The organism is Micromonospora sp. NPDC049301 (assembly GCF_040678715.1).
Classification (GTDB): Bacteria; Actinomycetota; Actinomycetes; order Mycobacteriales; family Micromonosporaceae; genus Micromonospora.
The window spans coordinates 546,148-571,557 of the sequence record NZ_JBFAQO010000005.1 but is presented as its reverse complement, the minus strand read 5'-3'; the positions used below and the strand labels follow the sequence as shown (position 1 = coordinate 571,557).

Annotated in this window: 25 protein-coding genes; 16 read left to right on the top strand and 9 right to left on the bottom strand. The window is 71.6% G+C overall.

The annotated features are described in order from the left end of the window. Window positions 1–259 precede the first annotated feature (259 nt). The 4 genes from AB0K07_RS18480 (at window position 260) to AB0K07_RS18465 (ending at window position 5,091) form a co-directional block, all read left to right on the top strand. Window positions 260–1,084: a ComEA family DNA-binding protein gene (locus AB0K07_RS18480; RefSeq protein ID WP_363756536.1), complete on the top strand. Its 825-nt coding sequence runs from the start codon at window positions 260–262 to the stop codon at window positions 1,082–1,084. A 32-nt stretch (window positions 1,085–1,116) separates the two neighbouring features. Further along, the gene (locus AB0K07_RS18475; protein ID WP_363756534.1) at window positions 1,117–3,492 is read left to right on the top strand and encodes a ComEC/Rec2 family competence protein; all 2,376 of its coding nucleotides are present in this window, start codon (window positions 1,117–1,119) and stop codon (window positions 3,490–3,492) included. Window positions 3,493–3,673: 181 nt separating this feature from the next. Further along, window positions 3,674–4,654 carry a DNA polymerase III subunit delta gene (holA, locus tag AB0K07_RS18470; RefSeq protein WP_363756532.1) on the top strand — a complete coding sequence of 327 codons (981 nt, stop codon included), beginning with the start codon at window positions 3,674–3,676 and terminating at the stop codon, window positions 4,652–4,654. Then, the gene (locus AB0K07_RS18465) at window positions 4,651–5,091 is read left to right on the top strand and encodes a hypothetical protein (RefSeq protein ID WP_363756530.1); all 441 of its coding nucleotides are present in this window, start codon (window positions 4,651–4,653) and stop codon (window positions 5,089–5,091) included. Before holA ends, AB0K07_RS18465 begins: the two co-directional genes overlap by 4 nt. Window positions 5,092–5,188: 97 nt before the next feature. Here AB0K07_RS18465 and rpsT read toward each other — a convergent pair whose 3' ends face one another. Further along, entirely contained in the window at window positions 5,189–5,455 is a 267-nt protein-coding gene (rpsT, locus tag AB0K07_RS18460; protein WP_109818418.1) for a 30S ribosomal protein S20, read from the bottom strand. A gap of 166 nt (window positions 5,456–5,621) precedes the next feature. Beyond that, window positions 5,622–6,608, bottom strand: coding sequence for an aminoglycoside phosphotransferase family protein (locus AB0K07_RS18455; RefSeq protein ID WP_363756528.1), 987 nt, complete (start codon window positions 6,606–6,608; stop codon window positions 5,622–5,624). Window positions 6,609–6,669: 61 nt separating this feature from the next. Between AB0K07_RS18455 and AB0K07_RS18450 the strand changes: the two genes are divergently transcribed. The 7 genes from AB0K07_RS18450 (at window position 6,670) to AB0K07_RS18420 (ending at window position 13,786) form a co-directional block, all read left to right on the top strand. Beyond that, window positions 6,670–7,206, top strand: a complete 537-nt coding sequence (locus AB0K07_RS18450) for a DUF4240 domain-containing protein (protein WP_363756526.1) — start codon at window positions 6,670–6,672, stop codon at window positions 7,204–7,206. Window positions 7,207–7,340: 134 nt separating this feature from the next. Then, window positions 7,341–9,218, top strand: a complete 1,878-nt coding sequence (gene lepA, locus AB0K07_RS18445) for a translation elongation factor 4 (RefSeq protein ID WP_363756524.1) — start codon at window positions 7,341–7,343, stop codon at window positions 9,216–9,218. A gap of 351 nt (window positions 9,219–9,569) precedes the next feature. Next, a complete protein-coding gene (locus AB0K07_RS18440; protein WP_074313648.1) occupies window positions 9,570–9,854 on the top strand; it encodes a GlsB/YeaQ/YmgE family stress response membrane protein in 285 nt (94 codons plus the stop codon). Between the two features lie 326 nt (window positions 9,855–10,180). Continuing rightward, complete coding sequence (locus AB0K07_RS18435; RefSeq protein ID WP_363756522.1) at window positions 10,181–10,465, top strand: GlsB/YeaQ/YmgE family stress response membrane protein; 285 nt, start codon at window positions 10,181–10,183, stop codon at window positions 10,463–10,465. 224 nt (window positions 10,466–10,689) lie between these two features. Next, entirely contained in the window at window positions 10,690–11,976 is a 1,287-nt protein-coding gene (locus tag AB0K07_RS18430) for a sugar ABC transporter substrate-binding protein (protein WP_363756520.1), read from the top strand. Beyond that, window positions 11,973–12,959 (top strand): sugar ABC transporter permease, encoded by a 987-nt coding sequence (locus tag AB0K07_RS18425; protein ID WP_363756518.1) that lies wholly within the window; start codon window positions 11,973–11,975, stop codon window positions 12,957–12,959. The genes AB0K07_RS18430 and AB0K07_RS18425 overlap by 4 nt, the downstream gene beginning before the upstream one ends. Further along, entirely contained in the window at window positions 12,956–13,786 is an 831-nt protein-coding gene (locus AB0K07_RS18420) for a carbohydrate ABC transporter permease (RefSeq protein ID WP_363756516.1), read from the top strand. Before AB0K07_RS18425 ends, AB0K07_RS18420 begins: the two co-directional genes overlap by 4 nt. A 24-nt stretch (window positions 13,787–13,810) precedes the next feature. Here the strand turns inward: AB0K07_RS18420 and AB0K07_RS18415 are convergent, their stop codons facing one another. From AB0K07_RS18415 to AB0K07_RS18405, 3 genes are read right to left on the bottom strand one after another with little or no spacing between them, the layout of a single operon-like run. Beyond that, complete coding sequence (locus AB0K07_RS18415) at window positions 13,811–14,593, bottom strand: MerR family transcriptional regulator (RefSeq protein ID WP_363756514.1); 783 nt, start codon at window positions 14,591–14,593, stop codon at window positions 13,811–13,813. A gap of 45 nt (window positions 14,594–14,638) precedes the next feature. Then, a complete protein-coding gene (locus AB0K07_RS18410; RefSeq protein ID WP_363756512.1) occupies window positions 14,639–15,400 on the bottom strand; it encodes an ABC transporter permease in 762 nt (253 codons plus the stop codon). Next, on the bottom strand, window positions 15,397–16,194 hold the full coding sequence (locus tag AB0K07_RS18405) for an ATP-binding cassette domain-containing protein (RefSeq protein ID WP_363756510.1): 798 nt from the start codon (window positions 16,192–16,194) through the stop codon (window positions 15,397–15,399). Before AB0K07_RS18405 ends, AB0K07_RS18410 begins: the two co-directional genes overlap by 4 nt. Window positions 16,195–16,266: 72 nt before the next feature. Here AB0K07_RS18405 and AB0K07_RS18400 point away from each other — a divergent pair, with 72 nt between their 5' ends. After that, window positions 16,267–16,908: an MOSC domain-containing protein gene (locus AB0K07_RS18400; protein ID WP_363756508.1), complete on the top strand. Its 642-nt coding sequence runs from the start codon at window positions 16,267–16,269 to the stop codon at window positions 16,906–16,908. A 66-nt stretch (window positions 16,909–16,974) separates the two neighbouring features. Here the strand turns inward: AB0K07_RS18400 and AB0K07_RS18395 are convergent, their stop codons facing one another. Further along, window positions 16,975–17,877, bottom strand: coding sequence for a phytanoyl-CoA dioxygenase family protein (locus AB0K07_RS18395; protein ID WP_363756506.1), 903 nt, complete (start codon window positions 17,875–17,877; stop codon window positions 16,975–16,977). 222 nt (window positions 17,878–18,099) lie between these two features. Further along, window positions 18,100–18,960, bottom strand: a complete 861-nt coding sequence (locus tag AB0K07_RS18390) for a hypothetical protein (RefSeq protein WP_363756504.1) — start codon at window positions 18,958–18,960, stop codon at window positions 18,100–18,102. Between the two features lie 350 nt (window positions 18,961–19,310). On the opposite strand from AB0K07_RS18390, the gene AB0K07_RS18385 reads away from it, so the two are divergent. After that, complete coding sequence (locus tag AB0K07_RS18385) at window positions 19,311–20,075, top strand: SDR family NAD(P)-dependent oxidoreductase (RefSeq protein WP_363756502.1); 765 nt, start codon at window positions 19,311–19,313, stop codon at window positions 20,073–20,075. A gap of 166 nt (window positions 20,076–20,241) precedes the next feature. Here AB0K07_RS18385 and AB0K07_RS18380 read toward each other — a convergent pair whose 3' ends face one another. Then, window positions 20,242–21,030, bottom strand: coding sequence for an enoyl-CoA hydratase-related protein (locus AB0K07_RS18380; protein ID WP_363756500.1), 789 nt, complete (start codon window positions 21,028–21,030; stop codon window positions 20,242–20,244). Window positions 21,031–21,049: 19 nt separating this feature from the next. On the opposite strand from AB0K07_RS18380, the gene hemW reads away from it, so the two are divergent. Further along, entirely contained in the window at window positions 21,050–22,273 is a 1,224-nt protein-coding gene (gene hemW, locus AB0K07_RS18375; RefSeq protein WP_363756659.1) for a radical SAM family heme chaperone HemW, read from the top strand. A 72-nt stretch (window positions 22,274–22,345) separates the two neighbouring features. Here hemW and AB0K07_RS18370 read toward each other — a convergent pair whose 3' ends face one another. Continuing rightward, window positions 22,346–22,969, bottom strand: coding sequence for a DUF4870 domain-containing protein (locus tag AB0K07_RS18370; RefSeq protein WP_363756498.1), 624 nt, complete (start codon window positions 22,967–22,969; stop codon window positions 22,346–22,348). A 199-nt stretch (window positions 22,970–23,168) separates the two neighbouring features. On the opposite strand from AB0K07_RS18370, the gene hrcA reads away from it, so the two are divergent. Both hrcA and dnaJ read left to right on the top strand, forming a co-directional pair. After that, window positions 23,169–24,191 carry a heat-inducible transcriptional repressor HrcA gene (gene hrcA / locus AB0K07_RS18365; protein WP_363756496.1) on the top strand — a complete coding sequence of 341 codons (1,023 nt, stop codon included), beginning with the start codon at window positions 23,169–23,171 and terminating at the stop codon, window positions 24,189–24,191. Window positions 24,192–24,264: 73 nt separating this feature from the next. Continuing rightward, complete coding sequence (gene dnaJ / locus AB0K07_RS18360) at window positions 24,265–25,410, top strand: molecular chaperone DnaJ (protein ID WP_199723260.1); 1,146 nt, start codon at window positions 24,265–24,267, stop codon at window positions 25,408–25,410.

Sequence of the window (25,410 nt, the reverse complement as noted above, 5' to 3'; positions counted from 1 at the left end):
GTTCAGGAAGGGTCTGCTCCGTGGCTTGAGGGGACTGTCGCGGCCACCGTGCAAGCGGCATTCCTGGCTGGACTCCTCTCTTGAGAGGGATCTGGAGCAGCCAGGCGGGCAAGCCGACGTCTACGCCGGCCGGCAGGAGCCGTGCTTGATCCCGTAGCAGATCCGAGCATGATCAGGGCCTTGTCCACAGTGGCGTGGCTTATCCACAAGCTGATGACAGCGCGGCCCACAGCGCTGTCCGCCGTCATAGCGTCGCGCCGTGTCGCACGACGAGGAGACAGAGGTACGCCAGCGCTTGCGCCGGCTGACTGACCCGCCGGTTGGCGCGCTGCCACCGCGGGTTGAGACGCCACTCCCGGGCGTACCTCCGGTTCGCGCGCTGCAACCCCGGCCTCGCGCGTCGCTTGCGGAGCTAGAGGCCGGCGAGCCTCCGGCAGCGGAAGATCTTGGGGGGTCGCGGCTTCCCGGCCCAGGGGCGTTCGACCCGGGGCGGCGCGGTGTGCGGGCGCTGGCGGTCGTCGCTGTCGTGGTGGTGCTCGGCGCCGCCGGTTGGGCCTGGCGGTCCCGTCCGCAGTCGGAGCCGGTCGCCCCACTGACCAGCGAGGCCGCTCCGGTCACTCCGGCGGGCGATCCCAGCGCGGCCGGCGCGGCCGAGGTGGTGGTGGCGGTCGCGGGCAAGGTCCGTAGGCCAGGGCTGGTGCGGTTGCCGGCCGGGGCTCGCCTCGCCGACGCGGTGCAGGCCGCCGGTGGCGCGCTGCCCGGTGTCGACGTGGCGCTGCTCAATCCCGCCCGCAAGGTCACCGACGGGGAGCTGATCGTGGTCGGGGTGACGCCCCCACCGGTGCCCGGCGGTGCGGCAGGCCCGGCGGCGGGCGGGGGAGCGCCAGCCGCCGGGCCGCTGAACCTCAACACCGCCACACTTGCCCAGCTCGACGCGCTGCCCGGGGTCGGGCCGGTGCTCGCCCAGCGGATCCTCACCCACCGTGACCAGCACGGCGGCTTCAAGTCCGTGGGTGACCTGCGCCAGGTCGACGGGATCGGCGACGCCCGCTACGAGCAGCTCAAGGACCTGGTGACGGTGTGAATGCGATCGCCGCTGATCCTCCGCCGGGTGGCGTGAGCGCCGTCCAGGCTCAGTCACCACCGCCGGATCTGCGGCTGGCCGGGCTCGCCGTGGCCGCCTGGCTCACCGCGCTGGCCGGCCTGCACCTCGGCGCCCGCGCGACGGTGCTGCTGGCCGGCACGGCGGCGCTCCTGGCGGCGATCGGTGCCCTGCACCTGCTCGGCCGCCTCGGTCGCCCCCGGGCCGGCCTTCGCCGCTACGGCTGGATCGCCGTCGCGGTCGGCCTCGGCGTGGTCTGCGGCGGTGCGGCCACCGCCGCCCGGCTCGCCGTGCGGGACGCGCCGTCGATCCGCGCCCTGGCCGAGCAGCGCGCGCCGGTCACCGCCGAGCTGATCGTCCGGGACGACCCGCGCCCGATCCGGTCCGCCGGGCGTCCGGGCATGCTGCTGGTGTCGACCGAACTGGTCCGGCTCACCGGGCCGGACGACCGGCCGGTCCGCGCGTCGGTGCGGCTGCTCATCCTCGCCACCGACCCGGCCTGGCGGGGGCTGCTGCCCGGGCAGCGCCTCACCGCCGAGGGCCGGCTCGGCGTCCCGCGCGGCGGTGACCTCACCGCGGCGGTGCTCAGCACCAACGGCCCGCCCGTGCGGCACGGTGTGTCGTCCTGGGCTCAGCGCGCCGCCGGAACGCTGCGCGCCGGGCTGCAACGGGCCTGTGCACCGCTCCCCGACGAGCCGGGTGGCCTGCTGCCCGGGCTGGTGGTGGGGGACACCAGTCGGCTGCCGCCCGCCGTCGAGGAGGACTTCCGGGCCACCGGCATGACGCATCTCAACGCCGTCTCCGGCTCCAATGTGGCGATCGTGGTGGGCGCGGTGCTGCTGCTGGCCCGGTGGGCGCGGGCCGGCCCATGGCTCGCCGCCGGGCTCTGCGGGGTGGCGTTGGTGGGCTTCGTCATCCTGGTCCGTCCGTCGCCGAGCGTCGTCCGAGCCGCCACCATGGGGGCGATCGGGCTCGCCGCGCTCGCCGCCGGCCGTCCCCGGGCCGCGCTGCCCGCGCTTGCCGCCGCCGTCGCCGTGCTGGTGCTGGCCGATCCGGAGCTGGCCGGTGATGCCGGGTTCGCGCTCTCCGTGCTGGCCACCGGTGGTCTGCTGCTGCTCGCGCCCCGCTGGCGGGACGGGCTGCGCCGGCGGGGTGTCCCGGCCGGGCTGGCCGAGGCGTTGGCCGTGCCGGCCGCCGCGCAACTGGCCTGCGGGCCGGTCGTCGCCGGCATCTCCGGCACGGTCAGCCTGGTGGCGGTGCCGGCCAACCTGCTGGCGGTGCCGGCCATCGCCCCGGCGACGGTGCTGGGCGTGGTGGCGGCGGTGGTCTCGCCGCTCTGGCCGGCCGGCGCGGAGTTCGCCGCGTGGCTGGCGAGTTGGCCTGCCTGGTGGCTGGTCGTCATCGCCCGGCAGGGCGCCCGGCTGCCGGCCGGCACCCTGCCGTGGCCGGGTGGGGTGTGGGGTGCCCTGCTGCTGGCCGGGCTGACCGTGGGCCTGCTCGTCGCGGTGCGCCGGCCGCTGGTGCGCCGGCTGGTGGCGGTGGTCGCCGTCGCCGCGCTGCTGGGCTCCCTCCCGGTCCGGCTGGTGGCCGCCGGCTGGCCGCCGTCCGGTTGGGTGGTGGTGGCCTGCGCGGTGGGTCAGGGTGACGCCCTGGTGCTGCCGGTCGCCCCGGGCCGGGCGGTGGTGGTGGACGCCGGGCCGGAGCCGGCGGCGGTCGACGGCTGCCTGCGTCGGCTCGGCGTCCGCGAAGTGCCGTTGCTGGTGATCAGCCACTTCCACGTCGACCACGTGGGTGGTGTGGCCGGGGTGTTCCGGGGGCGTCGGGTGGGCGCTGTGCTCACGCCACCGTCGACGGATCCGGAAAGTGGCCGGGACCTGGTTCGTTCGATCGCGACCGCAGGGCGGGCCGCACTGCTCACCACCGTCGCCGGTGCCCGCCATCCGGTGGGCGGGGTCGACCTGCTCGTGCTCGGCCCGCCGTACCCGCTGGCCGGCACCAGATCCGACCCGAACAACAACTCGCTGATGCTGCGCGCCACTGTCGCGGGGGTGCGGATCCTGCTGCCCGGCGACGCGGAGACCGAGGAGCAGCACGCGGTACTGGCGCGGGCCGGGCCGGGGCAGCTGCGCGCGGACGTGTTGAAGGTCGCCCACCACGGTTCGGCGTACCAGGACCCGGGCTTCCTCGACGCGGTTCGGCCGGCCGTCGCGCTGGTGCCGGTGGGCACCGGCAACACCTACGGGCACCCGAATGCGGGGCTACTCGCCCGGCTCAGCAGGGGCGGTGCGCGGGTCCTGCGGACCGACACCGACGGTGACCTGGCGGCGATCCGGGCCGGGGCCGGTCTCGCGGTCGTCCGCCGTGGGCTGCCACCGGGTCAACGACCCTGAGCCGGGCGGGAAGGAGATTCGCGCGGCTCATCGTGGAAATTGCGACGCCAGACCGGGAATTGGAGGGCGTATTGCGGATTGTAGTGCGGATTGAGGTGAATGTCGGGATTTGCACTGAGTGCGGGCTCCGCCGACCAAGCGGCGAATGACCAGGCACGATCCCGCCGTAGGCCGTGCGAATATGGGCGGCGTGACCCCGGCCAGCCTCGCCCCCATTCTGCTCGTCCTCGGTGATGAGGAACTGCTCGCCACGCGCGCGGTGACCGAAGCGATCGCGAGGGTCCGCAGCGTCGATCCCGAGGTGGACGTCCGCGAGTACCAGGCGAGCGCGCTCACCGTCGGCGAGATCGCCGAGATGCTCAGCCCGTCGCTGTTCGGCGGGCGGCGGCTGCTCATCCTGCGCTCCGGCCAGGATGCCCGCAAGGACCTGGTCACCGCGCTGCTGGCGTACGCGAAGAATCCCGACCCGGAGGTCCAGCTCCTCGTGCTGCACCTCGGCGGCGCGAAGGGCAAGGCGTTCGCGGACGGGCTGCGGTCGGCGGGCGCGACGGTGGTGCCGGCGGCCAAGCTCAAGGGGCACCGTGATCGGGTGGCCTTCGTCCGCGACGAGATCCGCCGGGCCGGCGGCAGGTGCACCGACGACGCCGCCGAGGCGCTGATCGCGGCGGTCGGCAACGACCTGCGCGAGCTGGCCGCCGCCTGCTCCCAGCTGATCGCCGACACCGACGGCCGGATCGGCGCCGACACGGTCGCCCGCTACTACCGGGGGCGGGTCGAGGTGACCGGCTTCACGGTCGCGGACGCCACCATGGTCGGAGACGTGCCGGCCGCGCTGGAGGCGCTGCGCTGGGCCCTGCACGTCGGCGTCGACCCGGTGCCCATCGCCGACGCCCTGGCCGACGGGGTGCGCACGGTGGCCCGGGTGGCGTCGGCCGGCCGGGGCAACCCGTACCAGCTCGCCAGCAACCTCGGCATGCCGGCCTGGAAGATCGAACGGGCGCAGCGGCAGGGGCGCGGCTGGACGCCGGAGGGGCTGGTTCGGGCGATGCAGGTCGCCGCCGAGTGCAACGCGGCCGTCAAGGGCGGCTCGGACGACCGGGCGTACGCCCTGGAACGCGCTGTCTTCTCCGTCGCGGCGGCCCGGCAGGGCAGCACCCGGTGACGGGGCCGCCGAACCGCACGGCGTGGGCCACCATCCCCGCCGACGAGGAGCGTTACCGGCCGCTCTACGCCCGGCTCCTCAACCTGCGGTTCGTCAACCCCGGCGGGGTGCTCTGCTTCCTCTTCTTCGAGGGCACCGTCGCGCTGGCCGTGCTGCTCGCCCTCGCCGAGCTGGTCACCTGGTGGGCCGTGCTGGTGCTGCCCGCCGTGGTGGCGGCGATGGTCAAGCTCAACGACATGGTGGCCGCGATCGTGGTGCGGTCCGCCGCGCTCGTGCCCGAGCAGGAACGGGACCGCTTCCGCCGGCAGATGGAGCCGGTGGTCGGCCGGGCCCGGGTGGAGTGGATCACGCACAGCGTGCCCGGGGTCGTGGTGACGGTGGATGCGCCGCCCCCGCACACGGAAGCGCAGACGCGCCCACCGACCCAGTCGCAGTAGATCTTGGAGCCGAACGGCCCCTCAGGGCACGAGCCTGGACATGCGGAAGCCCCGGACCGGAGCCCGGGGCTTTCCGAATCAGTCTGACGGCGAGTCGTCAGGCGGAGAGAGCCACCACGCGCTTGGCGATCGCGGACTTGCGGTTCGCGGCCTGGTTGGAGTGGATCACGCCCTTGCTGACAGCCTTGTCCAGCTTGCGCGAGGCGTCCTGCATGAGCGCGGTGGCCTTCTCGACGTCACCGGCCTCAGCAGCCTCGTTGAACTTCCGGACGGCGGTCTTCAGCGACGACTTGACCGACTTGTTGCGCAGCCGGGCCTTCTCGTTCTGCCGGTTGCGCTTGATCTGGGACTTGATGTTCGCCACGCGACAGCCTCGTCTTGATAGCTCGGGTTGGTCAGCTTGTGCGCGGATGACGAACATGCGTCATCGCTACGCGAAGAGCCAGGTTACCAGGTCGCCCGGGACGAGCCAAAACGGCCCGACCCCGGGCGGCCGTAGATGTCGATCATCCGGCCCGTCGGAGACCAGGTTACGCCCAGCCCTGGCGGTGGGCGAGCCAGTCGAGCGCCTGCTCGCCACTCCACCGCTGGTGCGCGGGCAGATGGGGCGAGGCCGTCACCGGGGCCGCGGCGGCGCCGGTGAGGAAGTAGCCGGCCAGCGCGGCCAGGGTGGCGTCCAGCGCGTCCGGCGGGGCGCCCAGGGTCACCGGGTGCGCGGCGAAGAGCCGGTCGGCGTCCAGGCCGTTGGCGTACGCGGTGAGCAGCAGCCCGGCCAGGTCGAACCAGGCCGGCCCGTGACAGACCCACGTCCAGTCGCAGAACCAGGCCCGGCCCACCGCGTCGATGAGCACGTTGTCCACCCGCAGGTCACCGTGGGTCAGGCCGGTCGACCCGGCGGCGTACCGGGGGAGGCGGGACTCCAGCTCCACCAGCTCGGGTAGCCGGCCCCGCAGGGGTTCGGGCAGCGCCGGCGGCGGCTCCCGGCCGGCGGCGACCTCCTCCCACCAGAGGATGTCCGACCGGGCCAGGTCGGCCAGGTGCGGCAGGCCGAGCGCGGTCAGCCCGGCCGGCGGGTCGGCCAGCGCGGCGGCGACCTCGGCGTACCCGGCGAGCGTGGCGTCCAGCTCGGCCGGCGACCAGGGCAGCCGCGGCGTGTGGCCGTCGACGGCGTCAGTGCAGAGCACGAACCAGCCGGCCTCGGTCAGCGTCCACCGGGGGCGGGGCGCCGGCAGGTTGGCCGGCAGCCGGTCGAGGATCGCGGCCTCCCGGGCGTACCACTCGACCAGGTGCGGTTGCTCGGCGGCGGGTGCCGCCTTGACGAAGGCCCGGCCGCCGTCGGCGGTGTCGAGCACGGCGGCGAAGCCCCGGGTGAAGCCGGCGCCGGCGACCCGGGCGGTGAGCACCGGCGCGCCGAGCCGGTCGGCGACCGCGGCCCGCAGCGCCGCCGGCAGCGCCGGCCACGACGGGCGTTGCGCGCTCGCGTGGTACGGGACCGGAGGCAGCGGCGTGGGGGACACCCCACCATGCTGCCCCGGGGTACGTGCGGAGCGCGCGGCGACACTGCCAGACTGCCAAGCCATGAGGACCGAGGACTTCTGGCAGCTGATCGACCAGGCCCGGGCCGGCGGTGGGGGAGAGCCCGGCCCGGTCGCCGCGCGTGCCGTGGCGCTGCTCGCCGAGCGCGACCCGGAGGACATCGTCGGGTACGCCCGGCACCAGACGCGGGTGCTGGCCGCCTCGCACAAGGCGGACCTGTGGGGTGCCGCGTACCTGATCAACGGCGGCGCGTCGGCGGAGGGCTTCGAGCACTTCCGGGGCTGGCTGATGACCCAGGGTCGGGCGGTGTTCGCCCGCGCGGTCGCCGAGCCGGACTCGCTGGCCGAGCTGCCCCAGGTGCGGGCCGCCTCGCTCAGCGGGGAGGAGTTCTCCGCCGAGCAGATGCTGTCGGTGCCCTGGGACGCGTACCGCAAGGCCACCGCGTCGGAGCTGCCGGCGGAGCGGGAGCCGGTGCGGGCGCCCGACCTCAACGACTTCTGGGACTTCGACGACGAGGAGGAGGCCCGCCGACGGCTGCCCCGGCTGGCCGCGCTCTTCGTGGAGCCGCCGATGGAGTGACGGTCCCGGCCGGTGCGGCGCCCGCCGGAGGGCGGGGATCGCCCGCGCAGCGGACGCGCCCCGGCGGCGTGGGATCATAGAAGGGGTCGGCGTCGCGCCGGCCCGCTCACGTCAGCCGATCAGAACGGACCGCTGTGCCACCGACGCCCGATTCCGCCCGGAACGCTCCCGGTGCCACCGACCCGGCAGTCATCCGGAACTTCGGCATCATCGCCCACATCGACCACGGGAAGTCCACCCTGGCCGACCGGATGCTGCAGCTCACCGGCGTGGTCGACCCCCGGCAGATGCGCGCCCAGTACCTGGACCGGATGGACATCGAGCGCGAGCGCGGCATCACCATCAAGAGCCAGGCCGTCCGGATGCCGTGGACCATCCGCGACGGCGAGCGGGCCGGTGAGCACGCGGTGCTCAACATGATCGACACCCCGGGGCACGTCGACTTCACCTACGAGGTGTCCCGGTCGCTGGCCGCCTGCGAGGGGGCCGTGCTGCTGGTCGACGCCGCGCAGGGCATCGAGGCGCAGACCCTGGCGAACCTCTACCTGGCGCTCGAGAACGACCTGCGCATCATCCCGGTGCTCAACAAGATCGACCTGCCGGCCGCCCAGCCGGAGAAGTACGCCGAGGAGCTGGCCCACCTGATCGGCGGCGACCCCGCCGACTGCATCCGGGTCTCCGGCAAGACCGGCGAGGGCGTGCCGCACCTGCTCGACGAGATCGTCCGGCAGTTCATCCCGCCGACCGGCGACGCCGAGGCGCCCGCCCGGGCGATGATCTTCGATTCGGTGTACGACGTCTACCGCGGCGTGGTCACCTACGTCCGGGTCATCGACGGCCGGATCAGCGCCCGGGACCGGATCAAGATGATGTCCACCGGGGCGGTGCACGAGCTGCTGGAGATCGGCGTCATCTCGCCGGAGATGGTGAAGGCCGAGGCGCTCGGCGTCGGCGAGGTGGGTTACCTCATCACCGGTGTGAAGGACGTCCGGCAGTCCCGGGTCGGTGACACGGTCACCATCAACAGCCGGCCGGCGGGCGAGGCGCTGGGTGGCTACAAGGACCCGAAGCCGATGGTCTACTCCGGCCTCTACCCGATCGACGGGTCCGACTACCCGAACCTGCGCGAGGCACTGGACAAGCTCAAGCTCAACGACGCCGCGCTGGACTACGAGCCGGAGACCTCCGGCGCGCTCGGCTTCGGCTTCCGCTGCGGCTTCCTCGGCCTGCTCCACCTGGAGATCATCCGGGAGCGGTTGGAGCGCGAGTACAACCTGGACCTGATCTCCACCGCGCCGAACGTGGTGTACCGGGCGATCACCGACGACGGCGAGGAGATCGTCGTCACCAACCCCAGCGAGTACCCGACCGGCAAGATCGCCGAGGTGCACGAGCCGGTGGTCCGGGCCACCGTGCTGACGCCCAACGACTACGTGGGCGCGGTCATGGAGCTGTGCCAGGGCCGGCGCGGCACCCTGCTCGGCATGGACTACCTCTCGGCCGACCGGGTGGAGCTGCGCTACACGCTGCCCCTCGCGGAGATCATCTACGACTTCTTCGACCAGTTGAAGAGCCGTACCAAGGGCTACGCCTCGCTGGACTACGAGCCCTCCGGCGAGCAGGCATCTGACCTGGTGAAGGTCGACATCCTGCTGCACGGCGAGCCGGTGGACGCGTTCAGCGCCATCGTGCACAAGGACAAGGCGTACAACTACGGCGTCACCATCGCCGCCAAGCTGCGCACCCTGATCCCGCGCCAGCAGTTCGAGGTGCCCATCCAGGCGGCCATCGGCAGCCGGGTCATCGCCCGCGAGACCATCCGGGCGATCCGCAAGGACGTGCTCGCCAAGTGCTACGGCGGTGACATCAGCCGTAAGCGCAAGCTGCTGGAGAAGCAGAAGGAAGGCAAGAAGCGGATGAAGATGGTCGGCCGCGTCGAGGTGCCGCAGGAGGCCTTCATCGCCGCGCTCTCCTCCGACTCCGGTGACGGCAAGCCCGCCGGCAAGAAGTGACACCGGCGCCGGTGCGCCGGCGCTGACCGACGTACACGGCCGGTGCCCCGGCCGGGCGGATCGCGAAGACCGATCGCCCGACGGGGTGCCGGCCGTTGCCGTGCAGTGGCGCGCGCCCTCGCAACGGGCGGAGAAATTTTTCGCGCCGCACCAGCGGCGTGGTGGACCGATGACAGGGCCCGCGACCTGTGTGGACGCGCTCCCGCGTCAATCGACGCAGCCGTATGCGCATTGACGTTCACCGCTGGATTGGGTGTGAGTCGGTTTGGGATTTTGGTGGGTCGGGAACTTAGCGGTCACGACAGGAAGCACACATCGTGTGTGTCAGACATTCTTTGAAGGAGGGCGACCGTGGAGCTCACCGTGTGGGGCATCATCACTGCGCTCGTTGTTGGTCTCATTGTCGGCGCGCTGGGCCGCCTGGTCGTTCCGGGCCGGCAGAACATGCCGATGTGGCTGCACATGCTGATCGGTGTCGGCGCGGCCCTGCTGGGCACGGTGCTGGCGCGGGCGATCGGCATCGCGACCGAGACCAACGGGATCGACTGGGGCGAGCTGCTGGTGCAGGTCGTCGTGGCGGCCATCGCGGTCGCGCTGGTGGCCGGCGTGGGTCGCCGCCGCAGCGTCACCCGATAACCCAGCCTGACATCTGCGAAGGGCGCCGGACCGACAGGTCCGGCGCCCTTCGGCGTGCATCCCGCACCCTCCGCCATCCTCAAGATCCACGCACTTTCCCGGAGAGTGCTGCCTCGTCGCGCCGGGAGGCAGCACTCTCCGGGATGTTGCGCGCATCCTGCTGACGTCGCCCGACGGGCAGCCCCGTGCGGGCGTGCCTCGTGTGTGCCTGGTCGTGATCGTCTGGCGGACAAAGTCGGTTTGGGATTTCGGTGGGTCGGGAACTTAGCGGTCACGACAGGAAACACACATCGTGTGTGTCAGACATTCTTTGAAGGAGGGCGACCATGGAGCTCACCGTGTGGGGCATCATCACTGCGCTCGTTGTTGGTCTCATCGTCGGCGCGCTGGGCCGCCTGGTCGTTCCGGGCCGGCAGAACATGCCGATGTGGCTGCACATGCTGATCGGTGTCGGCGCGGCCCTGCTGGGCACGGTGCTGGCGCGGGCGATCGGCATCGCGACCGAGACCAACGGGATCGACTGGGGCGAGCTGCTGGTGCAGGTCGTCGTGGCGGCCATCGCGGTCGCGCTGGTGGCCGGCGTGGGTCACCGCCGCAGCATCACCCGATAACAACCTGGCACCACCGCACGACCTGAAAAGAGCGCCCGGCCCCCCGGCCGGGCGCTCTTTCGTGCGGGAGCGCCCGACTTCGGCCCGGTGCCACAGCGCCTGTCGCCGACCCCCTGCGGTACGGTCGCCACGCTTCGCCGGTCCGCCCACTGTCGTAAAGGAATTCTTCGTACTAAGGTGCGGCGGAGAAGGTTAGTTCCAGGCGGCGCGAGGGGAGAAGTGGCGTGAACAGGTGGAAGCGGCTGGCCCCGGTCACCGCCGTGGTGGCCTCGGCCGCGATGGTGCTGACCGGCTGCGGTGGCTCCGGCGACGACGCGGCCGACGACAGCAAGCTCACGGTCTGGATGATGGGCGAGGGCGGGGACGCGCAGAACACCTTCCTCGACGGCGTGGAGACCGAGTTCCGGCAGAAGCACCCGGACACCGACGTGGTGGTGCAGTACATCCCCTGGCTCGAGGCGCCCAAGAAGTTCCAGGCCGCGCTCGCCGGCGGTGAGGGGCCGGACATCACCGAGCTGGGCAACACCGAGACCCAGGGCTGGGCGGCCCAGGAGGCGCTCGCCGACGTCAGCGGCCGGATGGGTGGCTGGGCCGACGGCAAGGACCTGCTGCCCGACCTGGTGCGCAACGCCCAGCTCGACGGCAAGCAGTACGGCGTGCCCTGGTACGCCGGCGTGCGGGCCATCTACTACCGCACCGACTGGTTCGCCGAGGCGGGCGTGCAGCCGCCGAAGACCTGGGAAGAGCTGGTCAGCGTGGCCAAGACCGTGCAGGCGAAGAAGCCGGGCACCTACGGCATCGCGCTGCCGGGCAACTCCGAGCTGCCCTTCTACTCCTTCCTCTGGGGCGCCGGCGCCGAGATCGCCACCAACCAGGGCGGCACCTGGAAGTCCGGCTACTCCACACCGGAGGCGCAGCGGGCGGTCAAGTTCTGGACCGACCTGGTGACCGTCCACAAGGTGGCCCCGCCGGCCGCGGCGGGTTGGAACGAGATCGACGCCCGCACCCAGTTCGCCACCGGCAAGGCCGCGATGGCGTTCGCCGGCAGCTGGCAGCAGGGCGCCATGAAGAAGGACAACCCCGAGATCGAGAAGGTCTGGGGTACGTTCCCGATCCCCGGTCCGGACGGCAAGGCCGCACCCGGTTTCGCCGGCGGCTCGGACGTGGCGATCTGGAAGGACAGCGAGCGCCAGGACCTGGCCTGGGACTACCTGACCGTGCTGCTGAAGAAGCAGAACGCCCAGAGCTTCGCGAGCAGCCTCGGCTTCTTCCCGGTCTACCAGGACCTGATCGCCGGTGGCACGTACGCCAACGACAAGGTCATGTCCTCGTTCGCCACCACCATGCAGAACACCAAGCTCACGCCGCTCACCCCGAAGTGGGTGGAGGTCAGCCGTACCAAGACGGTGACCCAGGCGATGAACAGCTCGGTCATGAAGGGTCAGAAGACGGTCGAGAAGGCCACCGCCGACGCGGCCGCTGAGATGGAAAGCATCCTCAACGCCAAGTGACCACGCTGACCGAGGTGCCGGGGACGGCCGCCGCGCGGGAGACCCCCGCGCGGCGGCGTCGCCGGGTCGACCGCCTGCCGTACCTGCTGCTCCTGCCCGCCCTGGCGATCATCGGGGTGTTGCTGCTCTGGCCGCTCGGCCAGGTGGTGGTGATGTCCTTCTACCGGTTGAACAGCGTCCGGCAGTTGCGCGGCGACCGGGAGTGGCCCTGGGTGGGGCTGGGCAACTACGCCGACATCCTCTCGGATCCGTTCTTCCTGACCGTGCTGCGCAACACGGTCCTGTTCGCCGCGGCGAACGTGCTGCTCACGATGGTCCTCGGCACCCTGGTCGGGTTGCTGCTCAACCGGCTGGGCCGCAAGATGGCCACCTTCCTGGCCAGTTGCGTGATGCTCGCCTGGGCCACTCCGGCGCTGACCGGCGCGATCGTCTGGAAATGGATCTTCGACGACACCAGCGGGCTGGTGACCTGGCTGTTCAACGCGCTGCCGGACGGCCTCTCCACCAGCCTGTTCGGCCGTAGCGACTGGACCGGCTACGGCTGGTTCAACTCGCCCCTGCTCTTCCTCGCCATCCTCACCCTGGTGGTGGTGTGGCACTCGTTTCCGTTCATCGCGGTGAGCGTGCTCGCCGGTCTGAAGAGCGTGCCGAGCGAGCTGCACGAGGCCGCCCGGGTGGACGGCGCCGGCCCGTGGCGGGTGTTCTGGAAGATCACCTTCCCGCTGCTGCGCCCGGTCTTCGGCATCCTGATCGTGCTCTCCACCATCTGGGACTTCAAGGTCTTCACCCAGCAGTTCGTGCTGGCCGGCGGCACCCAGGACCGGCCGACGTTCATGCTCTCCATCTACTCGTACGCGGAGGCGTTCTCGCCGCCGCCGAAGTACGGCCTCGGCGCGGCCATCGCGGTGATCCTCACGCTGATCCTGCTCGTGGTCACTGGCTTCTACGTACGGATGGTGCTCAGGCAGGAGGACGAGTCGTGAAGAAAATCGCCCTCAACGGCGCCGGGCTGCTGGTCGCGCTCTTCGCGGCGTTCCCCGTCTACTGGATGATCTCCACCTCGCTGAAGCCCAGCAGGGAGATCTTCTCGTCCACCCCGCAGCCGGTGCCGACCCACCCGACGCTGGCGCACTACCGGGAGATCCTGACCGGCAACCTGATCCCCGGCGTGACCTTCGCCGACTTCTTCCTCAACAGCGCGCTGGTCGCCATCTCGACGGTGGTGCTCAGCGGCCTCGTCGCGCTGCTCGCCGCGACCGCCGTGGCCCGGTTCCGCTTCCGGCTGCGGACCAGCTTCCTGATCATGCTGCTGATCGTGCAGATGATCCCGCTGGAGGCGCTGGTCATCCCTCTGTTCCTGATGATCCAGCGGCTGGGGCTCTACAACACCCTGCCCAGCCTGATCCTCACGTACCTCGGTTTCTCGCTGCCCTTCGCGGTCTGGATGCTGCGCGGCTTCGTCGCCGCGGTGCCGAAGGAGCTGGAGGAGGCGGCGGCCATCGACGGAGCCAGCCGCGCCCAGATCTTCCGACGGATCCTGTTCCCGCTGGTCGCGCCCGGCCTGGTGGCCACCAGCATCTTCTCCTTCATCACCGCGTGGAATGAGCTGATCTTCGCGTTGACGTTCATCAACGACCAGGGGCGCTACACGCTGCCGGTGGCGATGACCTTCTTCTTCGGCCGGGACGACACCAACTGGGGTCCGGTGATGGCCGCCTCCACCCTGTTCACGCTGCCGGTCGTCATCTTCTTCCTGCTGGTGCAGCGACGAATGGTCTCCGGCCTGGTCGCCGGCGCCGTCAAGGGCTGACAGGTCGGACACGCCGCACGGCGGTCAGGCGGGGGGCGGCTCGGCCAGCCGCTCCATCCGGTTCCAACCGGACCAGCCCCGCTCGCGCATCAGCTCCCGCAGCCGCTGCACCCGCGGGTCGGACTCGTCGGCAAGCGCGTCGACCAGGTCGTGCGGAAGATCGTCGTCAGCCTCCTCGGCGTGCAGGAAATCGCCGGCGGCGTACGCCTGCTCCGCCAGGCAGGCCATGATGTCGGCGGCCTCTGCCAGACGCGGGTCGTCCTCCTCGTCACCGTCGAAGATCTCCGAGAGCACCCGATAGAGCCGGATGACCTGCGGATCATCGAGCTGGGCGCTCTTGCCGGGCATCCACTCGACGATGCGGTCGGGCCAGCGCGCCGCGACGAGGATCCACCCATCCCGTTCGGCCTCCACCATCCGCTGTGACGCCCCGATGGCCCGGAGCCGGTCGAGATAGGCGGCCACCTCCGGTGGCAGCGCCAGGCTGTCTCCGGCGGTGAGCTGCGCGATGTGTTTGCGGCTGGTCTGCAGCCGTTCGATCTCGTCGCGCAGGTGGTCGTCGATGGCCCGAATCGCTTCGGCGAAGGCTGATGCGTCGGCTTCGAGCATCCGGCTGATCTGCGACAGTGGCACGCCGGCGTCGGCGAGGGTGCGGATCTTGATGAGGGACACGACCGCCGTGGCGCCGTACCGTCGGTAGCCCGATGCGTCCCGCTCCGGCTCGGGCAGCAGTCCGATCTGGTGATAGTGCCGCACCGCCCGCACCGTGACGCCGGCGTACGCCGCCAGTTGACCGATCGTCAGCATGCTCTGATCCTGCCCGCAGTTGGTCCAGCTCTGGTTGGCACTGGCTCAGGAGATCTTGCGACGGTAGGTGAGGTTGGCGAACAGGTAGGCGAGGACGAGGATGCCGGCGCACCAGGCGAGGGCGGTCCAGATGTCGGTGCCGACCGGCTGTTGGGTGAACAGGTCCCGGATGGCGTTGACGATGGAGGTCACCGGCTGGTTCTCGGCGAAGGCGCGCACCGGCCCGGGCATGGTGTCGGTGGGCACGAAGGCCGAGCTGATGAACGGCAGGAAGATGATCGGGTAGGAGAACGCGCTCGCGCCGTCCACGGACTTCGCGGTGAGGCCGGGGATCACGGCGATCCAGGTCAGCGCCAGGGTGAACAGGACCAGGATGCCGGCGACCGCGAGCCACCCCAGCAGACCCGCCCCCGTGCGGAAGCCCATGAGCAGGGCGACGAGGACGACGACCACCAGTGAGATCAGGTTGGCGACCAGCGAGGTCAGGACGTGCGCCCACAGCACGGACGAGCGGGCGATCGGCATGGACTGGAACCGTTCGAAGATGCCGCCCTGCATGTCCAGGAAGAGCCGGTAGGCGGTGTACGAGATGCCCGAGGCGATCGTGATGAGCAGGATGCCGGGCAGCAGGTAGTTCACGTACGAGTCGGACCCGGTCTCGATCGCGCCGCCGAAGACGTAGACGAACAGCAGCATGAAGGCGATCGGCATGATCGCGGTCGTGATGATGGTGTCGGGGCTGCGGGTGATGTGGCGCAGCGAACGTCCCAGGAGGACGGCGGTGTCGCCGAGGAAGTGCTTGTTCATCGCTGTTCCTTGTCCGTTCGGGCGCCGACGAGGGTGAGGAAGACGTCCTCGAGGGTCGGCTGCTTCTCGACGTACTCGACCTCGGCGGGTGGGAGGAGCTGCTTGAGCTCGTTGAGGGTGCCGTTCACGATGATCCGGCCCTCGTGGAGGATCGCGATCCGGTCGGCGAGGTGCTCTGCCTCGTCGAGGTACTGGGTGGTGAGCAGCACGGTCGTGCCGCCCTTGGCGAGCTCCTTGACGGCCTGCCACACCTCGATGCGCGCCTCCGGGTCCAGCCCGGTCGTCGGCTCGTCGAGGAAGATCACCGGTGGGTTACCGATGAGGCTCATCGCGATGTCCAGCCGGCGGCGCATGCCACCGGAGTACGTCGCCACCCTCCGGGTGCCCGCCTGGGTCAGTGAGAAGCGCCTCAGCAGGTCATCCGCGACCGCACCCGGGTTCCTGAGGTGCCTCAGCCTGGCGACCAGGACGAGGTTCTCCCGTCCGGTGAGGATCTCGTCGACCGCCGCGAACTGCCCGGTGAGACTGATCGACTCGCGTACGTCGGCAGCCTGTGCCGCGACGTCGAAGCCGTTGACCCGGGCGGTCCCCGCGTCGGCCTTGAGCAGCGTGGAGAGGATCTTCACCACCGTGGTCTTGCCCGCTCCGTTGGAGCCGAGCAGGGCGAAGATGGTGCCCCGCGCCACGTCGATGTCCACGCCGCGCAGCACCTTCAGTTGCTTGAACGACTTTTCCAGGCCGTGCACGTGTATCACGGCCTGCTCGACCTGATCGGGTGTTGGCGGGATGCTCATGGCAGCCAGCATGGAGGGTTGACGCAGCGTCAAGGTCAAGCCCGCACTGCGGATTCACCTAGGCTGACCGTCATGACGGGCAGGGTGGCAGCGGTGAACCTCGGTATCGTGACCGAGGCGGAGTGGGCCGGCGACGCGAGCGGTCGCAGCGGCATCGACAAGCGCCCGGTCGAGGGACCGGTGGAGGTGCTCGCCGGTGGCCTGGTCGGTGACTTCATCGGCGAGCGGGCCCACCACGGCGGGCCGGACAAGGCCGTCTACGCGTACGCCGAGGAGGACGCCGCCTGGTGGTCCGCGGAGATCGGCCGCGCCATCCGCCCCGGTGGCTTCGGCGAGAACCTGACCACCTACGCGATCGACGTGACCGGCGCGGTGATCGGCGAGCAGTGGGCGGTCGGCTCGGCGCTGCTCCAGGTGACCATGCCGCGCACCCCGTGCACCACGTTCGCCGGCTTCTGGGGGATGCCCGACCTGATCCGGCGCTTCACGGTGCGCGCCACGCCCGGGGCGTACCTGCGGGTGCTGCGTGCGGGGGAGGTGGGGGCCGGCGACCCGGTCGAGGTGGTGGAGCGGCCCGCGCACGGGGTGACGATCGGCGAGGTGTTCCGGGCGACCAGCCTGGAGCCCGAGTTGCTGCCCCGGCTGCTCGACGCGGAGGACCTGCCGGAGCGGATCCGGGAGAAGGCCCGCCGCCGCCTCGCCAGCCCCGCCTGACGGACAACCGCCGGAAACGCGAGAGCCCCCGCCATCTCCGGATGGCAGGGGCTCCCGGCTAGCGGGTCAGCGGAGCCAGGGGACGCTGCGGTCCAGCAGGCCGCGCTCCTTGAGCTCCTTGCGCAGCGGGATCTCGTCGTCGACGTACCCGTCCCAGTTGATGCCCCAGTAGTTCGCGGTGTGGGTGCCCTCACCGATCAGCTGGCGCTGCACCGGCGTGCGGTTGCGGTACCACTCGCCGTCCAGGTCCGGGTGCAGCTCGTCGAGCGGGCGGATCCACCGGTAGGTGTAGCCGACGAAGAGCATCTTGCGGGTGATGCTCGACAGGTTCGTCGAGCGGGAGTGCCACTGGCGGCGGTCGAAGATGAAGGCGTCGCCCGGGTTGGCGGTGATCTCCACCGTGCCCTCCGGGTCCGGGTTGTGCACGCTGAGGTCCTTCGGCCGGTCCAGCGAGTTCCACAGGTGGCTGCCCGGGATGACCTTCGTGGCGCCGCGACCGGTCTCGGAGAGGTCGGAGAGCACGTACGCGACCTTGAGCGAGAACATCGGCCGGGGCAGGTTCGGGTCCATCGTCTCCGGGTCGGAGTTCTGGCGGTACCCGTCCTGGTGCCAACCCCAGTACGGCTTCTCCGGCTCGAGCGCCGGCGGGGTGACGTCCAGGTGGTTGTGGTGGGTGTAGATGTTCCAGCCGGCCAGCCCCCACATGTACGGGAAGGCGATCGGGTGGGTGAGCAGCTCACCGAAGAGCTCGTCGCGCTCCAGGAAGCCCAGCAGGTGCAGGGTGCCGTCCTTCTTGGTGTTGCCCTTGGCCTGTTCCTCCGCGTAGACGCGGTCTACCGCGGCCTCCAGCGCCGCCCGGTGATCCTCGGTCAGGACGTTGCGCAGCAGGAGGAAGCCCTGCTCGTGGAACTCCTTGCGGTCAGTGTCGCTGATCGGTTCGTAGCCGGTCCGGTCGCCGTAATCGAACACCGCGTCGTACCCCTCCCCATGAGGTGAAACCATTTCTGGCACAGGCCGCCGATCGTAACGCGCATGACTCGGCAGTGGGGAGGGCGTGCGGCGCGGGTGTGCCCGGGCCGGACCATGTGCAGTGGGCCCGCTACGGAAGGTAATCCTTGCGTGATCAATAGCCGCTTATGCGGGCTGTTGTCCGATTGTGCGGTGACTGCCGGTTAGGAGATCAGCGCCCGGTCACACCTCGGCGAACACCTCGGCCACCACCTGGCCGGCGGGGCCTGGCTCACCGCTCACCCGGCCCCAGGTGCCGTCGCGGGCCGTCCACTCCAGGCCACCGAAGCGGACCCGCTTCACCCCGTGGTCCTGTGCGTGCGAGACCAGCCAGTGCGCGTACCGCCAGCCGTCGCGCTGGTCGCCGGCGGCAACCGCCAGCCCGGGCTGGTCCGCCGGGTCGGTGCCCGAGACCCCCCAGTCCAGCACCAGGTTGCGGGTCAGCTGGGCGGCCGCCGCCGCGCCGCGCATCACCGGGGTGCGCCCCACCGAGCAGGCGACCGCGCCTGTGGCGTCGCCCAGCAGGGCCCGGCTGAGGACCTCGGAGTCGTCGGCCCACTTCTGGTACGCCTCCGGGAAGGCCGAGCGCTGCACCCGTTGGGCGGCGTCGGTGACCCGCATCGACTCCCAGCCGCGCACCTTCTTCAGTGCCGCGTAGAACCGGTTCGCCGCGTAGCGCGGGTCGCGGATCTGTGTCGGGGTGCCCCAGCCCTGGCTCGGACGCTGCTGGAACAGGCCGACCGAGTCACGGTCGCCGTCGGCGAGGTTGCGCAGCCCGGACTCCTGGTAGGCGGTGGCCAGCGCGACCACCACGGCCTGCTCGGGCATCCCTCGCTGCACGCCGATCGCCGCGATGGTCGCCGCGTTGGCCATCTGGTCGGCGTCCAGGGCGACCCGGCCGTCGGCCTTGACCGTGCAGGTCCGCGCCGACAGCGGCAGTCGTAGCTGGTCCCCGACCTGCCGCACGACGAGCCAGACTGCGATCACGGCGATGAGGACGAGAGCCACTCCACCCGCCACGGCTGCCCGAGTTCGCACCCACACCCCCAGATCGACAGTCCGACAAGCGTACGTCCCACGGCGACCAATCCGGGTCGTCCGACCGGTTTCGACCTCGCTGGCCCGGCCGCGCCGAACGACGTTCCCGCTCCGGCCGTGGTCTCACCTGACCGTACCGCTCTTCCATCCCCCACAATCCAGCAACAATCGGGTGTTATATGCGCGAACGTGGCCGACGCGAGGTCCATCGAGCCCCCGCCCCTGTCTCGAGCGTCACCACGCCGACGAACCCTCAGAAGTGGTTGACCAGTCAAGGACTGCCTACGGTTGACGTGTCAATTGCCTACCGATTCGGCCCGGCACGGGCGGACAGGTCGTCAGCAAGGAGGAGTTCCATGGGAACGTTGGACGGCAAGGTCGTGCTCATCACCGGCACCGGAGGAGGGCTCGGCCGCGTCGCGGCGCTGGCCTTCGCGCGCGAAGGCGCACGGGTCGTCGGAGCCGACATCCAGATCGACGGCAACAAGGAGACGGTCGAACTCGTCCGGACCGCCGGCGGTGAGATGACCGGCGTCGCCCCGGTCGATCTCACCGACCCGGAGCAGGTGAGCAAGCTCGTCGAGGACGCCGTGGCGGCGTACGGCGGGCTGGACGTGGTCTACAACAACGCGGCCGCGCTCCGCTTCGGTCCGATGCCCGACTTCTCGGTGGAAGACTGGCGGTACACGATCACCGGCGAACTCGACATTCCCTTCTTCGTGTCGAAGTTCGCCTGGCCGCACCTGGTCCGGCGCGGCGGCGGCGTCATCATCAGCGCCGCCTCCATGGCCGGGATGATCGGCGGCCACGTCCCCCCGATGGTCGGGCACGCCGCAGCTAACGCCGGCATCATCGGCATGACCCGACAGCTCGCGCTCGAGGGCGCGCCGCACGGGATCCGCGCGGTGGCGATCAGTCCCGGGCCGATCGTCAGCCCGGCCAGCGAACGCGACCTCGGCGACAACCAGGCGGCCCGGGACGCGATCACCGGTAAGACGCTCGTCAAGCGCTTCGCCCAGCCCGAGGAGGTCGCCGAGCTGGTGGTCTTCCTCGCGTCCGACCGGGCGTCCTACATCACCGGCGCCAACTACCCGGTCGACGGCGGCGCGACCGCGTGGTGACGGACGCCGGGGTGCCGCCGTTCCCGGGCGGCGCCCCGACCCTCATCGAGGCCCTTTGCTCTGCTTCACCGGACGCAACACCAGACGTCCGCTATCCGGACAGCGAGTGTTGCGCCTGTTGAAGCAGAGCAAAGGACGCGCGAACAGCAACGAACGCCCGGAACGCTCAGACGTCGAGAGCGGGCACCCAGCGCGCCGGTCGCTTCTCCCGGAATGCGGTGACCCCCTCGCGTCCCTCGTCGGAGAGGAAGTAGCCGGTCGACAGAGCGGACAGCCGGGCCAGCTCAGCGCGCAGCTCGGCGGTGCCCGGTCGGCGCAGCAACTCCTTCGCTCCGGCCAGCGCACCCGGGGCGCCGCGCACCAGGGAGTCGCAGTACTGGCCGACCGCCGCGTCCAGGCCGTCCGCGGGAACGGCGGCGGTCACCAGACCGATCTCGGCGGCCCGCCGGCCGTCGAAGGTGTCCCCGGTCAGGTACAGCTCGGCGGCGGCGCGCGGGTGCAGCCGGGGCAGCACGGTCGCCGAGATCACCGCCGGGATCACCCCGATCCGTACCTCGGTGAAGGCGAACGTCGCCTCGTCGGCGCAGACGGCCAGGTCGGCGGCGGCGATCAGGCCGAGACCGCCGGCCCGCGCCGGACCGGCGACCCGGGCCAGCACCGGCTTCGGGCACTCCCAGAGCGCGGCGAGCACGTCGCCCAGCATCCCGGCCGGCACCGTCCCGCTGGCGTACGCCGCCGCCGTCTCCTTCAGGTCCGCGCCCGAGCAGAAGACCGGGCCGGTGTGGTCGAGCACGATCACCCGGACCGTGTCATCGGCGACCGCGTCGGCCAGCCCGGCCAGCAGTTGGGTCATCAACCCGGTGGAGAGCGCGTTGCGGTTGTGCGGGCTGTCCAGGGTGAGGGTGGTCACCCCGCGGGCCGTGGAGACCCGCACGAGCACGTCGGGAGAGGTCATGCCGGGCACACTAGTGGCCATGCCCGGCGTCCTTCCAGATGGTGAGACCGTCCCCGTCGACGGATCGCTGCCCGCCACCGCCACCACCGCGGTCGGCGCGCGCGGCTTCGGCGTGTACGTCCACGTGCCGTTCTGTGCCAGCCGCTGCGGCTACTGCGACTTCAACACCTACACAGCGGCCGAGCTGGGCGGCGGCGCCAGCCGCGAGGGGTACGCCGACACCGTGCTGGCCGAGCTGGCGCTCGCCTCCCGGGTGCTCGGCGACAGCCCACCGCCACGGGTCGACGCGGTCTTCGTCGGCGGTGGCACCCCCACCCTGCTCCCCGCCGACGACCTGGCCCGCATCCTCGACGGCATCGACCGCACCTGGGGGCTGGCCGCCGACGCCGAGGTCACCACCGAGGCCAACCCCGAGTCGGTCACCCCGGAATCGCTGAAGCTGCTGCGGGCCGCCGGCTACACCCGGATCTCGCTCGGCATGCAGTCCGCCTCCCCGGGGGTGCTGGCGATCCTGGACCGCAAGCACAGCGCCGGCCGGGCCACCGCCGCCGCCCTGGAGGCGCGCGACGCCGGGTTCGAGCACGTCAACCTGGACCTGATCTACGGCACGCCGGGGGAGCGGGCCGAGGACTTCGCCGCCTCGCTGGATCAGGTGGTCGCCGCCGGTGTCGACCACGTCAGCGCGTACGCCCTGATCGTGGAGGACGGCACCCGGCTGGCCGCCCGGATGCGCCGCGGCGAGCTGCCGTACCCCAGCGACGACGTCGCCGCGGACCGCTACCTGGCCGCGGACGCTGCCCTCGACGCGGCCGGCCTGTCCTGGTACGAGGTCTCCAACTGGGCCCGCACCGACGAGGCCCGCTGCCGGCACAACCTGCTCTACTGGACCGGCGCCGACTGGTGGGGGTTGGGTCCGGGGGCGCACAGCCACGTCGGCGGGGTGCGCTGGTGGAACGTCAAGCACCCGTCGGCGTACGCCCAGCGGCTGGCCGCCGGCGCGTCGCCCGGCCTGGCCCGGGAGGTGCTCACCGCCGACGAGGCGCACATGGAGGACGTCATGCTCCGGCTGCGGCTCGCCAGCGGGCTGCCGCTGGCGGTGCTCGACGCGGCCGGTCGGGCCGGCGCCGAGCGTGCGCTGGCCGGTGGCCTGCTGGCCGCACCGGAGTACGCGGCCGGGCGGGCGGTGCTCACCCTGCGCGGCCGGCTGCTCGCCGACGCCGTGGTGCGCGACCTGCTGCCCTGAGCCGGCGCGACGGCCGCTGGCGGGCCGCCGGGGGCAGTGCACCGGGCCGGCCGGGGGAGCGGCCGACCCGGGTCACTTGATGAAGCTGGCCGACATCGGATAGCGGTAGTGGCTGCCCTCGTTGGCCTTCATGCCGGCGATGATCCCGAACAGGATCTGGATCACCACCACCGCGATGCTGGGCAGGAAGAACAGGCACCAGCTCACGAAGAGCAGCACGAACGCGATGATCGACCAGAGGATCTGGAAATTCAGCGCGGCCAGTGCGTGCGCCCGGACGGTCGGCGACTGCTGACCGCGGGCCAGGTAGGCGATGAGCGGGGCGACGAAGCCCAGCGGGCCGAAGCTGATCAGCGCGCCGGCGGCGCCGCCGAAGTGCGCGACCAGCGCCCAGGTCTTGTCCTCGTTGCTGGCGTAGCCGCCGCCGGGGCCGCCGTAGGCGCCGCCGGTCGGATAGCCGCCGGTCGGATAGCCGCCGGGCGGCGGGTAACCACCCGGCGGAGGGTAGCCGCCTGACGACGGTTGGTCACCGGTGGGTGGCGGATAGCCACCGGCCGGGGGATAGCCGCCCGGGCCGGGCGCCCCGGACAGTGGTGCGGTGGGTGGCTCGGCCGAGGGGGACGAGCCCGGGGAGGTCGGCTCCGGCGGGTAGTTGCCGGGGTCTCCCGCACCGGGAGGGCGAGGAGGTTCAGTCATGGATGTCACGGTAAGGGCCCCTGGCAACGCCGCACCAGAGCGACACCGCCGGGCCGGCCCGGCTGAACGGACAGCGGTGGGCTTGATCATCGCGCCGGCGGGCGCGCCGACGTAGACTGGCACTCGCTACAGTCGAGTGCCAGTACGGCCTGCCGGCCCCCGCGTGCCGGCGGCCTACGTGCGACAGGAGGTGCGGAGGATGGGTCTCGACGACCGCAAGCTCGCCGTGCTCCGCGCCATCGTCGAGGACTACGTCTCCACGCAGGAGCCGGTCGGCAGCAAGGCGCTGGTCGAGCGGCACCAGCTCGGCGTCTCCCCGGCCACGGTCCGCAACGACATGGCCGTGCTGGAGGAGGAGGGCTACATCCGGCAGCCGCACACCAGTGCCGGCCGGGTGCCCACCGACCGCGGCTACCGGCTCTTCGTGGACCGGCTGTCCCGGGTCAAGCCGCTCAGCCCGGCCGAGCGCCGGGCCATCGAGCGCTTCCTGGTCGGCGCGGTCGACCTCGACGACGTGGTGCACCGCACCGTGCGGCTGCTCGCCCAACTGACCCGGCAGGTGGCCGTGGTGCAGTACCCGAGCCTGGCCCGCTCCTCGGTGCGCCACCTGGAGCTGGTGCCGATCTCCACCACCCGGCTGATGCTCGTCATGATCGCCGACACCGGGCGGGTGGAGCAGCGGCTGGTGGAGCTGCCCGGGCCGGTGCCGCCGGACGACGTCACCGACCTGCGCCGCCTGGTCAACGAGAAGCTGGCCGGCGCCCGGCTGTCCGACACTCCGCCGCTGGTGCAGGCGCTGGTCGAGGAGGCGCCGCCCGAGCTGCGTCCGGCGATGACCACGCTCTCCACCGTCCTGCTGGAGACGCTGGTCGAGCGGCACGAGGAACGCATCGCGCTGGCCGGCACCGCCAACCTCACCCGGGGCGGCCTGCTCGACTTCCAGGGCTCGCTGCGACCGATCCTCGAGGCGCTGGAGGAGGAGGTCGTGCTGCTCAAGCTCATCGGCGAGACGGAGCCGAGCACGACCCGGGTGCTGATCGGCGACGAGAACGAGTTCGACAACCTGCGCGCCGCCTCGGTGGTCAGCACGGGGTACGGCCCGGGCGCCACCATCGTGGGTGGCCTGGGGGTGCTGGGGCCCACCCGGATGGACTACCCCGGCACCATCGCCACGGTGCGCGCCGTGGCACGCTACGTGGGCGAGCTGCTGGCCCAGAACTGACCAGTCAGGGCCGACGGCCGGCTGCGGCCGCCGACCGGCGCAACGCGAGACGAACATGAGGACACGGAACGCAGTGGCCAGGGACTACTACGGCATCCTCGGCGTGAGCCGGGAAGCCTCCGACGACGAGATCAAGCGCGCCTACCGCAAGCTGGCGCGCCAGTTCCACCCGGACGTCAATCCGGACCCGGAGGCTCAGGAGAAGTTCAAGGACATCAACGCCGCGTACGAGGTGCTCTCGGACGACCGGAAGCGGCAGATCGTCGACCTGGGTGGCGACCCGCTCGCCCCGGGCGGTGGCGGCGCCGGCGGCCCGGGTGGCCCCGGCGGGGCCGGCCCGTTCGTCGGGTTCCAGGACATCATGGACGCGTTCTTCGGCGGCGCGGCCGGTGGCGCGCGCGGCCCGCGCCCGCGTACCCGGCCCGGCGCCGACGCGATCCTGCGGCTCGAACTGGACCTGCACGAGACGGCGTTCGGCGTCGAGGCGCCGATCACGGTCGACACCGCGGTGCTCTGCACCACCTGCTCCGGCGCCGGCACGGCCGCCGGCACCCACCTGGCCACCTGCGAGGCGTGCGGCGGTCGGGGCGAGGTGCAGTCGGTGCAGCGCACGTTCCTGGGCCAGGTGGTCTCCGCCCGGCCGTGCACCGTCTGCCAGGGCTACGGCACCACCATCCCGCATCCCTGCCCCACCTGCGCCGGCGACGGTCGGGTGCGCACCCGCCGTTCGCTGACCGTCAAGATCCCCGCCGGTGTCGAGGACGGCATGCGGATCCGGCTGGCCCAGCAGGGCGAGGTGGGCCCGGGTGGCGGCACCGCCGGCGACCTCTACGTGGAGATCCACGAGCGGCCGCACGACGTGTACTCCCGCAAGGGCGACGACCTGCACTGCCGCGTCACCGTTCCGATGACCGCGGCGGCGCTCGGCACCCGGCTGACCATCAAGACGCTGGACAGCGAGGAGACGGTCGACGTCAAGGCCGGCACCCAGCCCGCCAGCACGCTGCGGCTGCGCGCCCGGGGTGTGCCGCACCTGCGCGGCACCGGCCGGGGTGACCTCTACGTGCACCTGGACGTCCGGACGCCGACCAAGCTCGACCCGGACCAGGAGCGGATGCTGCGCGACTTCGCCAAGACCCGGGGCGAGGAGGTCGCCGAGCTGACCAAGCAGGGCGGCTTCTTCTCCCGGATGCGCGACGCGTTCAACGGCCACGCCTGA